The sequence below is a fragment of the Nonomuraea sp. NPDC051298 genome (assembly GCF_055586305.1).
This window is the reverse complement of the sequence record NZ_JBVJIM010000011.1, coordinates 117,149-128,888: the sequence shown is the minus strand read 5'-3', so window position 1 is coordinate 128,888 and position 11,740 is coordinate 117,149. Positions and strand designations below refer to the sequence as shown.

At 73.2% G+C, this 11,740-nt stretch carries 11 protein-coding genes; 5 read left to right on the top strand and 6 right to left on the bottom strand.

Annotation, left to right across the window (positions count from 1 at the left end):
* Positions 1-106: 106 nt before the first annotated feature.
* Positions 107-1,018: a helix-turn-helix domain-containing protein gene (locus ACZ6S0_RS29035; RefSeq protein WP_465922475.1), complete on the top strand. Its 912-nt coding sequence runs from the start codon at positions 107-109 to the stop codon at positions 1,016-1,018.
* Here the strand turns inward: ACZ6S0_RS29035 and ACZ6S0_RS29030 are convergent.
* Positions 1,011-2,534 (bottom strand): MFS transporter, encoded by a 1,524-nt coding sequence (locus ACZ6S0_RS29030; RefSeq protein WP_465922474.1) that lies wholly within the window; start codon positions 2,532-2,534, stop codon positions 1,011-1,013. The genes ACZ6S0_RS29035 and ACZ6S0_RS29030 overlap by 8 nt on opposite strands.
* Before the next feature lie 66 nt (positions 2,535-2,600).
* Here ACZ6S0_RS29030 and ACZ6S0_RS29025 point away from each other — a divergent pair, with 66 nt between their 5' ends.
* Positions 2,601-3,551: a LysR family transcriptional regulator gene (locus ACZ6S0_RS29025; protein ID WP_465922663.1), complete on the top strand. Its 951-nt coding sequence runs from the start codon at positions 2,601-2,603 to the stop codon at positions 3,549-3,551.
* Positions 3,552-3,582: 31 nt separating this feature from the next.
* Complete coding sequence (locus tag ACZ6S0_RS29020; protein WP_465922473.1) at positions 3,583-3,936, top strand: hypothetical protein; 354 nt, start codon at positions 3,583-3,585, stop codon at positions 3,934-3,936.
* Positions 3,937-4,049: 113 nt separating this feature from the next.
* Here ACZ6S0_RS29020 and ACZ6S0_RS29015 read toward each other — a convergent pair whose 3' ends face one another.
* From ACZ6S0_RS29015 to ACZ6S0_RS28995, 5 genes are all read right to left on the bottom strand, one after another.
* Positions 4,050-5,570 carry an acyl-CoA synthetase gene (locus ACZ6S0_RS29015; protein ID WP_465922472.1) on the bottom strand — a complete coding sequence of 507 codons (1,521 nt, stop codon included), beginning with the start codon at positions 5,568-5,570 and terminating at the stop codon, positions 4,050-4,052.
* A gap of 41 nt (positions 5,571-5,611) precedes the next feature.
* Positions 5,612-6,601, bottom strand: coding sequence for an MsnO8 family LLM class oxidoreductase (locus ACZ6S0_RS29010; protein ID WP_465922471.1), 990 nt, complete (start codon positions 6,599-6,601; stop codon positions 5,612-5,614).
* Between the two features lie 17 nt (positions 6,602-6,618).
* On the bottom strand, positions 6,619-7,377 hold the full coding sequence (locus ACZ6S0_RS29005; RefSeq protein WP_465922470.1) for an aminotransferase class IV: 759 nt from the start codon (positions 7,375-7,377) through the stop codon (positions 6,619-6,621).
* A gap of 65 nt (positions 7,378-7,442) precedes the next feature.
* Positions 7,443-8,408, bottom strand: coding sequence for an adenylate/guanylate cyclase domain-containing protein (locus tag ACZ6S0_RS29000; RefSeq protein WP_465922469.1), 966 nt, complete (start codon positions 8,406-8,408; stop codon positions 7,443-7,445).
* 29 nt (positions 8,409-8,437) lie between these two features.
* Positions 8,438-9,190: a FadR/GntR family transcriptional regulator gene (locus tag ACZ6S0_RS28995; RefSeq protein WP_465922468.1), complete on the bottom strand. Its 753-nt coding sequence runs from the start codon at positions 9,188-9,190 to the stop codon at positions 8,438-8,440.
* Positions 9,191-9,278: 88 nt separating this feature from the next.
* Between ACZ6S0_RS28995 and ACZ6S0_RS28990 the strand changes: the two genes are divergently transcribed.
* Positions 9,279-10,784 (top strand): ABC transporter substrate-binding protein, encoded by a 1,506-nt coding sequence (locus ACZ6S0_RS28990; RefSeq protein WP_465922467.1) that lies wholly within the window; start codon positions 9,279-9,281, stop codon positions 10,782-10,784.
* Entirely contained in the window at positions 10,781-11,719 is a 939-nt protein-coding gene (locus ACZ6S0_RS28985; RefSeq protein ID WP_465922466.1) for an ABC transporter permease, read from the top strand. Before ACZ6S0_RS28990 ends, ACZ6S0_RS28985 begins: the two co-directional genes overlap by 4 nt.
* Positions 11,720-11,740: the final 21 nt, after the last annotated feature.

Here is an 11,740-nt window from a genome sequence, read left to right as displayed (position 1 = left end):
TCCCGGTTGATCGCGGCGAGCGTTCCATAGAAGGGCCGCTGAAGGGCTTCTCCGGCCATCGGTAGTGTTGGTGTCGTTGAGACGTTCGGTCTCAGTGGAGGTTCAGGTGCCTGTGCGCGACGACACACTCGGGATCGGCGGCCTGAGCCGTCTCACCGGTGTGTCCGTGCGGACCATCCGCTTCTACTGCGACGAGGGCATCGTCGCGTCGGTGCGGAGCGTCGGCGGTCACCGCAGGTTCGGCCGCGACGCCGTCGAGCGGCTGGCCATGATCAGGCGGCTGCGCGGGCTCGGCCTCGGGCTGACCGCGATCGCGGCCGTGTTCAGCGGCGAGCGTTCCATGGCGGAGGCGGTCGCCGCCGAGCGGGCCGCGCTCGATCTGCGCCTGGCCGAGCTGGCCTGGCGGCGGGCCGCGCTGCGGTCCGTGGAGGAGGCCGACCCGGGCGAACAGGCCGCCAGGCTCGCGCTGCTGGCCGTGGTCGAGGACAGTGCAGCGGCCCGCGAGGCGCTGGTCGAGTTCTGGCGGCTGCAGATGGTGGCGCCGGTCTCCGAGGAATTGTTCGTCTCGTTCGTGGCCATGGCCGTTCCGCAGCCGCCGTTCGACCCGACGCCGTCGCAGGTGGTCGCGTACGCCGAGCTGGTCGCCCTGGCCGGTGACCGTTCGCTGCGGCGCGAGCTGCGCGACAGCGCGCGGGCCAACTCCCGGACGATCGGCGACGAGAACGAGCTGCTGCACGGCATCGGTGAGGCGATCACGCTGGCCGGGCCGCCCGTGATCGCGGGTGAGCCGCCGCGCGAGGGGCCGGAGCTGGACCGGTTCGTGGCCGCCCACGCCACGGTCAGGCGCAGTGAGGACACCCCGGCGTTCCGCCGCGAGCTGCTGGGCGCCGTCGAGCGCGACCGCGATCCCCGCGTACGCCGCTACTGGCGGCTCGTCGGTGAGGTCAGCGGCGAGCGGGCCACGGTCGGCGCGATGCACGGCTGGCTGACCGACTCCCTCGAGCGCTCCGTCACGTGACGCGGGCCCGGCCCCGGCGACCCTCCACCCGATCCTCCACCGTGGGCCCCTTCGCCCCGAACGCCCCGAACCTACCGAACGACCCGAACCTCCTGGACGCACCCGACGCACCCGACGCCCCGGACGCGGTGCCTGCGAGCGCCGGAGCCCGCGCGTGCCGGTGGGTCAGGACGACGGCGAGCGCGGCCAGTGCCAGCCACGCCGACGTCATCACGATCAGCCAGGTCCAGCCCGCGTGCCCGTACACGACGGCCCCGGCCGTGCCGCCGGCGCCGCTGCCCAGGTAGTAGCTGAGGGTGTAGATCCCGGCGGCCCGGCCACGGGCGGCGGGGGGCGCCTCGGCGGTGGCCCAGGCGTTGGCGATGGCGTGCGCCGCGAAGAACCCGGCAGTCAGTACGGCGAACCCGGCGGCGACGACCGGCAGCGACGGGTGCGCGGTCAGCGCGGACCCCGCCACGGTCACGGCCAGCGCGGTCACCAGCGCCGGCGTCCGCCCTAGACGCCCGGTCAGCCGCCCGGCCGCGGCCGAGGACGCGGTGCCCATCGCGTACGACAGGAAGACCAGGGACGCGGCGGCCGGGGCGAGCGAGAAGGGCGGGGCGGCCAGCCGGAACCCGGCCGCGTTGTACAACGCCACGAACGCCCCCATCCCCAGCCCTCCGACGAGCACCGGCACCACGAGCCCCGCCCCACCCCAGCGCCCCCGCGCCGCCGAGGCGCTGTGGGTCCGAGCGCCGTCCACCGAAGCACTGTCGGCTCGACCGCCGTCCGCCGGAACGCTGTGGGTCCGAGCGCCGTCGGCCGGAGCGTCGCCTGCCGGAGTGCCGTCGGCCGGAGCACCATGGGCCGGAGTCCCGCCCGCAGGAGCGTCGGCAGCGGCTTCGGTAGCGGCTTCGGTAGCGGCTTCGGCGGGGGCTTCGGCAGGGGTGGCGGTGGTGTCGCGGGGGAGGGTCAGTGCGGTGAACGCCGCGCACACCGACGCCACCCCCGCGACCGCCAGCAGCGCCCCCTCCCACCCCAGAGGCTCGGCCGCGAACCCGGCCCCGAGCCGCCCCAGCATCCCCCCGACCGAGTTGCCCGCGATCATGACCCCGACGGCGCCGGCCAGCCGTCCCGTCCCCAGCCGGTCGGCCAGGTACGCCGCCGCCACCCCCGCGAACCCCGCGATCGCCACCCCCTGCACCCCGCGCATCACCAGCAGCGCGGGAAAGGACGGCGCCAGCGGCAACGCCAGCCCGAGCACCGCCGACACCACCACGGACCACAGGATCACCCGCCGCCGCCCTACCACCCCGGCGAGCCAGGCGAGCGGCAGCACCGCGACGGCCAGCGCCCCGGTCGCCGCCCCGATGGCCAGCGACGCGCTCCCCGGATCCAGCCGGTAGGCCGTCGCGAGCTGCGGCAGCACCGGTTGTGGTGCGTACAGCAGGGCGAACGACGACAGGCCCGCCGCCGCGACGGCCGCGCTGACCCGCCGGGTGCCGCCGGAGACGGGGAAAGCCTTGAGAAGCGTCACTCCTCAAACGCTAAGCACGGCTAATAAATACGTCCAATGCGGTAATGGGCGATAATTCATACTGTGATGGATGAATCGGCCGACCGGCTGGCCGCCCGCCTGGCCCCGGCCCTCGCCCTGCTGGCCGCCGTCGGCGAGACCGGCCACGTGACCCGGGCGGCCGAACTGCTCGGCATCCCCCAGCCCACCGCCAGCCGCCGCCTGGCCGCCCTCGCGGACCTGGTCGGGGCCCCGCTCGTCCTCCCCTCGGGCCGGGGCATCCGCCTGACCAGGGCCGGGCGTACCCTGGCCGCCGCCTCCGGCCGCGCGCTGGCCACCATGACCGCTGCCGCCCGCGAGGTGCGCGAGGAGATCGACCCGGGCAGCGGGCACGTCGTCCTCGGCTTCCTGCACCTGCTCGGGCGCACGCTCGTGCCGTCACTGATCGGCGGTTTCCGGGAGCGCAACCCGTCGATCCGCTTCAGCCTGGCGCAGGGGTCCCGTCAGGACATGCTGGACGCCCTGCGCGCGGGCGAGATCGACCTGGTGTTCGTCGCCCCCATGCCGCTCGGCGATCCCGACCTGGTCAGCCGCCCGCTCGCGGACCAGGAGCTGGTGCTGTCGGCGCCCGAGTCGCACCGCCTCGCCGCCAGGCGACGGGTACGGGCGGCGGATCTGGAGGGGGAGGACCTGGTGACGCTGGAGCCCGGGTACGGCCTGCGCCAGATCACCGACGACCTGTGCGCGGCGGCCGGGTTCGAGCCGCGGATCGCGTTCGAGGGGCAGGAGACGGAGACCGTGCGTGGGCTGGTGGCGGCGGGGCTCGGCGTCGCCGTCCTGCCCCGTTCCGACCTGCCGCCGGCCGCGGCGGGCATGGTGGAGATCCCGCTCTCGCCGCCGCTGTTCAGGACGATCTGCGTGAGCTGGCCGGCGGGCGACCGCCTCACCCCGGCGGCCCGCTCGTTCCGCGACCACGTCTGCTCCCACCACGCCGGCCTCGGCCTCGGGCGCGGCTTCCGTCCCGCGCCCGCGAGCTGAGCGGAGCGCCGGGTGCGCCAGACTGGGGGCCATGACACATGACGGCGACGCGGGCGTGCCGGGCTCGCTGGCCCGGGTCCTGGCCGAGGTCACGGCCGAGCGCGCGGCGCAGGACGCCAGGTTCGGCATGCAGGTGCTGCCCGACGGCACCGGCGGCGCGGGCGCGGCCGGCGAGTCCGCACGCGCGCGGCGGGCGACCGACACCGCGGCCGAGGACGGCGGCCTGACCTGGCGGCACATCCTGGCCGAGGAGGTGATGGAGGCGTTCGCCGAGTCCGACCCCGAGCGGTTGCGCGCCGAGCTGATCCAGGTGGCCGCCGTGGCGGTCAAGTGGACGCAGGCACTCGACCGCCGCCCGCCGGAAGGACGACGAGCGGCCGGGTGACGCCCGACCGGGGCCCGCACACCGTTCACGTCCGGCCGGGTGACGCCCGACCAGGCCCCGCACACCATTCACGCCTGACCAGGCCCCGCACACGGTTCACGCCCGGCCGGTCCTCACCCCAGGCTGTCGCGCAGTTCGCGCTTGAGCACCTTGCCGGAGGCGTTCTTCGGCAGCGCGTCCACGAACATCACCCGCTTGGGCGTCTTGAACGCCGCCAGCCGCTCCCTCAGGAACCCGATCAGCTCGTCGGCGGTCAGCTCCGCACCCTCGCGCAGCACCACCGCGGCCGTCACCGCCTCGATCCACCTCTCGTCCGGCACCCCGAACACGGCCGCCTCCGCCACCGCCGGATGCCCGTAGATGGCCTCCTCCACCTCGCGTCCCGCCACGCTCTCGCCGCCCGACTTGATCATGTCCTTCTTCCTGTCGACCACCGACAGGTAGCCGTCGTCGTCCATGACGCCCAGGTCGCCGCTGTGGAACCAGCCGCCGCGGAACGCCTCGGCGGTCGTGTCGGGGTCGTTCCAGTAGCCGAGCATGGCGTGCGGGCTGCGGTGCACGATCTCGCCGACCACGCCCGGCGGCACCGGCCGGTCGTGGTCGTCCACGATCCTGGTCTCGACGTTGAGCGCGGGCCGCCCGGCCGAGCCCAGCCGGGTGAGCTGCTCCTCCGGGCCCAGGATCGTGGCGACGGGGGCCATCTCGGTCTGCCCGTAGAAGTTGAACAGGCGCACGCCGGGCAGGCGCGCGGCGATCTCCTTCAGCACCTCCACCGGCATGATCGAGGCGCCGTAGTAGCCCTTGCGCAGCGACGACAGGTCACGGCGGTCGAAGTCGGGGTGGCGCAGCAGCGAGATCCACACGGTGGGCGGGCAGAACAGCTTCGTGACGCGCTCGCCCTCGATCGTGGCCAGGATGGCCGCGGGGCTCGCGCCGGGCAGGATGATGTTGGTGGCGCCGAGGTAGACGCCCGGCGTGAGGAAGCAGTGCAACTGGGCGCAGTGGTAGAGGGGCAGCGCGTGCACCTCCACGTCGTCGGGGCTCATCTCGCCGTCGACCACGCAGGTGACGTACTGGGCGATCAGGCTCCGGCTGGACAGCGTGGCGCCCTTCGGCCGGGCCTCGGTGCCGCTGGTGTACATGAGCTGGATCGGGTCGTCGTCGCCGATCTCCACCCGGGGCTCCGCGTCGTCGTCGTGGGCGGACCACGCGCCGAACGGCTCCCAGCCGTCCGCTCCCGCGCCGATCACGCCGCGTACCCGCACCCGATCGGTCACCGCGGCGGCGGCCACCGGCAGCAGCGCCTCCTCGGCCAGCAGCCCGGTCGCGCCGGAGTGCTCCAGCACGTACGCCACCTCCTCGGCCCGCAACATGAAGTTGACCGGCACGGAGATCGCCCCCAGCCGGGCCAGCGCGAAGTACGCCACCACGAACGCGTGGTTGTTGTGGCTGAACACGGCGAACCGGTCGCCCTTGCCCACACCGCGGGCGGCCAGCGCGTTGGCCGTCCGGTTGACGGTGCGATCGAGGTCGGCGTAGCTCTGCCGCAGGTCTCCGTAGACGACGGCGGTCTTGGCGGGCTGGCGCGCGGCGGTGCGCCGCAGGAGGTCACCGATGGCGTGCTGGCGTGTCATCAGAGCACCCTTCACTGGCACGGAACGATGTTCGGGTGATCCTAACCCCTGAAGATCGACGCGAGGCGGCGGTAGGAGTCAAGCCGCCGGTCGAGGTCGTAGGTGTTCATGGTGACCAGCACCTCGTCCGCGCCGCTCGTCGCGACCAGCGAACCGAGCGCCACCGCGACCTCGCTCTCGGTGCCGTGGAGCTGCCCCTTGAGCGACTCCTCCAGGTACGCCCGCTCCCGCGCGCCCATCTCCGTCGCCGCGACCTCCTCGGCGGGCACCAGCGGCGGGAAGGCTCCGCCGACGCGCGAGCGCGTCGTCGACCACGCCTCGGGGAGCAGCAGCGGCGCCGCCTCCTCCGCGCTCGCGCCGACCGCGACGCTCACCGCGACGACGACGTACGGCCGCGCCGCCCACGCCGACGGCCGGAACCTCGCCCGGTAGCGGGCCACCGCGTCCGGCATCCGCGCCCCCGCCCCGATCACCATCGGCAGCCCGTGCTCGGCCGCGAGGTCCGCCCCGGACCCCATCGCCAGCACGAACGCCTGCGGCCGCAGCCCTTCCGCGGGCAGCGCGTGCACCCCGGGGTGCGCGGTCTGCGTGCCGGTGAAGTAGCCGAGCAGCTCGGTGAGCTGGTCGCCGAAGCGGTCGGCGTCGTCCTTGTCGTGCCCGAGCGCCCTGCGGATGCCCCCCGTGAAGCCCACGGAACGCCCCAACCCCATGTCGACCCGGCCGGGATACAGCGACTCCAGCACGCCGAACTGCTCCGCCACCACCAGCGGCCGGTGGTTGGGCACCATCACACCGCCGGTGCCGACCCGGATCCGCGTGGTCGCCGCGGCCACGGCCGCCGCCAGCACCGTCGGGGCCGACCCCGCCACTCCGGGCACGCTGTGGTGCTCCGACACCCAGAACCGGTGGTATCCCAGCTCCTCGGCCTGCCGCGCGAACCGTACGGTCTCGCGCAGCGCGGCGGCCGGTGTCGACCCCCGGCGGACGAGTGAGCGGTCGAGAATCGAGTAGGCGGTCACGTCCTGGTGCAACGCGCCCGCCTCCCGGATCAATCCAGCGGATCGCGGGCGACGCCCTCGTAGAACTCCAGCAGCCGCGCCACCAGCCCGGGATCCTCGCGCAGCGGCACCTCGCCGACCTGCCCGACGGGCATCACGCCCCAGGAGTTGCAGACGAAGACCTGGTCGAACCCGCTCAGGTCGGCCACCGTCACCGGCCGCCGCTCCTGCGGCACGTCCATGCGCTCCAGCAGGCGCATCGTGATGCCGTGCAACATCGGCGCGTCCGGCCAGACCAGCCGGCCGCCGGCGAAGCCGCCCAGGTTCGTGATCGCGCCCTCGCTGATCAGGCCGTCGCCGGTGGTCAGCAGCGCCTCGTCGTAGCCCTCGCGGGCGGCCAGCCGCAGGATGTGGGCCTGCTGGAAGCCGCTGGCCTGCTTGATGTGCGGGAGATAACGCTGGTAGACGACCGGCAGGACGCGCAGCGGGCCCTTCGGCGCCAGGTGCGGCGGCATCTGGGTGGCCACGACGCGCGGCCGGCCGCCGGCCTCGACGACGTAGACGCGTACGCTGGCGTCGCGTGCGTCGTCGCCCAGCACGGCCAGGATCGAGCCCAGCACCGCCGCCCGGTCGAGCCCGCCGCCGAACAGCTCGCGGTTGGCCCGCTCCAGTCGCTCGACGTGCAGCTCCAGCCCGCGCACCCCGCGGTCCCTGACCTGCATGGCGGTGAAGTGCCCGTAGCGGGCTTCCAGCATGAGGAGCGCCTCGGCGCCCATGAGCTCGCCGTCGACGGCGACGCGTCCGTTCACGATGATCTACTTTACGTATCGTCCGGTGGGCTCGCGAACCGGGTGGCCCGTGCGCTCGCCCTGGGTCAGGCGCTCTCGGCGCGGACCACCGTGAACGGAGCCAGCTCGCCCAGCCCGCGCACCGACAGCCGGTTGACCTCGCTCAGCCGGAAGGCCCGGTCGCCCTCCAGCTCCTCGGCGAGCTGCGGGTCGGCCAGGATCGTGCCGGGCAGGGACAGCGCGGTCAGCCTGCTGGCCAGGTTGACCGTCGTGCCGAACACGTCGCCCATGCGCCAGACCACCGGCCCGGACGCCAGCCCCACCCGCAGCTCCGGCATGTCCCGGCCGCGGGCGTGCGTCTCCACCAGCCGCAGCGCGATCTCCGCCGCCACGTGCGCCTTGTCGGAGACGAACAGCACCGAGTCGCCCAGCGTCTTGACCACCCGCCCGCCGGAGGAGGTGACGATGTCGGCCGACCGGCCCTCGAACCTGTCGACCAGCCGGGCCAGCTCACCGGCCGTGATCTGCCGGCTCAGCCGGGTGAAGGCGACCAGGTCGGCGAACCCGACCGCCAGGCGTACGGCGCTCATGTCCTGGTCGGCGATGCGCCCGGCGGCGGCGGCGAGCTGGCGCTGCCAGGCGTAGACCAGCAGCCGCGCCAGGTCGGGCACCACCCGCTCGGCCCGCACGCGCCAGGCGCGCGAGCGCTCCGCCAGCGGCACCCCCGCCTGGTCGAGCGCCTCGACGCCCAGCTCGGCCTGCGACTCGGCGAGCCTGGCCGTGGCCCGGCCCAGCGAGCGGGCCATGAGCAGCACGTGCTCCTCGTCGTAGACGCCCGCGGTCACCATGCCGAGCAGCGTCTTGAGCGCCTCGACGTCGGACTGGGTGAACTCGACCGCGTCGTCGGGCACGTTCGCGAACCCGAGCGCACGCCAGAACCGCCGCGCGCGATAGACCGGCACCCCCGCCATCTCGGCGACCTGGTGACTGGTGTATCGCCGCGGCTCGCGCAGGAAGGCCTCCGCCAGCCCGTCCCCGTCCACGCGCGCCACCTCGGCAACATAACACTCTGTGGGCCAGGTCACTCCAGCAGAGCCCGGAGGGCACCTCGCTCACATTCTTCTACATACCCGGCGTAATAGTCATACATCGCTTTTCTCGACAATCTCGCGGCGAGCGGCCCGTCGCCGGCCCGCACCGCCGCGATCACCTCCTCGTGGTGGCGGATGCTCCGCCGCATCAGCGCCTCCCGGTCGGGAGCCTCCGCGATGCGCTCGGCGATCAGCTTCAGCACGATCGACCGGACCACGTCGGTGCAGATCTCGATGAGCTTGTTGCCGCCCGCGCGTACGACCGCGTCGTGGAAGGCCACGTCGGCCGCCCCGAACGCGTCCTCCCCCGCCTCGACCGCGCCCCGCATGGCCTCCACCGCCCGGCCCATCTCGGCGAGCTGCTCCTCGGTGCGCAGCCGCGCGGCCAGCAGGATGGCCGCCGAGTCCAGCACCATCCTGAACTGCACCAGCTCCGCCAGCGACAGCTCCTCCACGCGGGCCAGCGTGGTCATCGACTTGTGCAGCGCGGCGGGGGAGAACGGCAGCACCTCCGCCCCGTGGGGATCGCCCGGCCGCGACCGCACCAGGCCACGGGCCTGCAGCACCCGCAGCGCCTCACGCACGGTGGACCTGCTCACGGAGAACTGCACCATCAGCTCGCGCTCGCTCGGCAACCGCCCGCCCGGAGAGAGAGCACCGCTCTCGATGGCCTCCTCGATCTGCTCCACGACCCGCTCGTAAGCGCGTACGGCGCGCACCGGCTCGAACCGCGGACCACCCATGCAAGCCCCCTTGACCCGAGCCGCCGCCGACTGGCAATGTGCGTAGCCTACTGGTCCGACCAGTGCACTAGCCAGGAGGCTGTCAGACATGAGGCGAATCGGGATCTGGCTCGCCGCGGGCGGCCTCCTGCTGGCCGCCGCCGCGTGCGGCGGCGGCTCCGGAGGCGGCGCGGGCGGTGGCGCGGGCGGCGGTTCCAAGGCCCAGTCGCTGGCGGTCGGATTCGTCGCCGAGCCGGCCAACCTCGACTTCACCTCCACCGAGGGCGCCGCGATCCCCCAGGCATTGCTCGTCAACGTCTACGAGGGGCTGGTCAAGCTCGGACAGGACGGCCGGATCGTGCCGCTGCTGGCCGAGAAGTGGGACGTCTCCGCCGACCGCAGGACCTACACCTTCACGCTGCGCAAGGACGTGAAGTTCACCGGCGGAGCGCCGTTCACGGCCGACGACGTGGTGTTCTCCCTCGACCGGGTCAGGACGGACTGGAAGCTCAAGATCAAGTCGCAGCTCGACGTCATCGACACGGTGACCAAGAAGGACGACTCCACCGCCGTCGTCACCCTCAAGCGGCCCAGCAACGGCTTCCTGTACTCGATGGCCACCAGGCTCGGCGCCATGTTCAGCCGCACCGGGGTCGCCGACCTGGCCAACAAGCCGGTCGGCACCGGCCCGTACGCGCTCAGCTCGTGGCGGCGCGGCGACTCCATCCAGCTCGACGCCAACCCCTCCTACTGGGGCACGAAGCCGCCGCTGTCGTCGATCACCCTGAAGTACTTCAAGGACGCCACGGCGATGAACAACGCCCTGCTGACCGGCGGCATCGACGTCATCTCCAGCGTGCAGGCGCCCGAGTCGCTCCAGCAGTTCGCCGACCCCGGCCGCTTCCAGACGGTCGAGGGCACCACGAACGGCGAGGTGGTGCTGTCGATGAACAACGGCCGCCCGCCGTTCGACGACAAGAAGGTCAGGCAGGCCGTCCGGCACGCGATCGACCACAAGGCGCTGCTCGACACCGCCTGGGCCGGGCGCGGGCAGCTCATCGGCTCGATGGTGCCGCCCACCGACCCCTGGTACGAGGACCGCACCGGCGACTACCCGTACGACCCGGCCAAGGCCAAGGAGTTGCTCGGCGGCAGGACGTACACGGTCAGGATGCGGGTGCCCAACCTGCCGTACGCGGTCAACAGCGCCCAGGTGGTCAAGTCGCAGCTCGCCCAGGTGGGCATCACGGCCGAGATCGAGCCGCTGGAGTTCCCGGCCCGCTGGCTGGACCAGGTGTTCACCAAGGGCGACTACGACCTGTCGATCATCAACCACGTCGAGCCCCGCGACCTGGGCATCTTCGCCGACGGGTCGTACTACTTCGGCTACGACAACCCCGAGTTCGGCAAGCTGCTCGCCGCCGCCGACGAGGGCACCGAGCAGCAGCAGGCCGACGACCTCAAACAGGCCGCCAAGCTGCTGTCCGACGACGCCGCGGCCGACTGGCTCTTCCTGTTCCCCAACCTGATCGTGGCGAAGAAGGGCGTCACCGGGCTGCCGGAGAACGCCATCGCGGAGTCCTTCGACTTCACCGCGCTCGCCAGGCAGCAGTGACGCTGTACCTGGTCAGACGACTGGCGGTGCTGATCGCGAGCGCCGCGGTGGCGGCGGTGGCGGTGTTCGCGTTCATGGCGCTGCTGCCCGGTGACCCCGCCGAGATCGCGCTGGGCGTCAACGCCACCCCCGAGGCGGTGGCCGAGCTGCGCCGCCAGTTCGGCACCGACCGGCCGCCGGTGGCGCAGTTCCTCGACTGGGCCGGCGGGCTGCTCCAGGGCGACTTCGGCACCTCGTACGTCACCAGCGCCCCCATCGGCCCCCAGATCTCCGACCGGCTCGGCGTCACGGCCGTGCTGGTGCTCGGCGGCATGGTCGTGGCGCTGGTGCTGGCGGTGCCGCTGGGCACGTTCGCCGCCGTGCACCACCGCGACCCCCTCGGCGCGCTCATCAGCGCGGCCAGCCAGGTCGGCATCGCGATCCCGGCGTTCCTGGCGGGCATCCTGCTGGTGTTCGTGTTCGCCGTGCGGGCGCAGGCGCTGCCGTCCGGCGGCTACGTGCCGTTCGCGGACGACCCGGGGGAGTGGCTGCGCGGCCTGCTGCTGCCGTGGCTGTCGCTCGGCCTCGTCCAGGGCGCGGTGCTCACCCGCTACGTACGCAGCGCCGTGCTCGACGTCATGCGCGAGGACTACCTGCGCACCGCCCGCGCCAAGGGCCGGGGCAGCACCGGCGCGCTGTGGCGGCACGGGCTGCGCAACGCCTCGATCCCCGTCGTCACCGTGCTCGGCCTGCAACTGGCCACCCTGCTGATCGGCGCGGTCGTGGTCGAGCGGGTCTTCGTCATCCCCGGGCTCGGCGACCTGCTGCTCAACGGCGTCGCCGGGCGCGACCTGCTGCTCGTCCAAGGGGTGGTGATGGTGCTGGTGGCGGCTGTGCTGCTGATCAACTTCGTGGTGGACGTGGCCTACCGCGCGCTCGATCCGAGGCTGCGATGAGGAGGCCGCGATGAGGAGGCC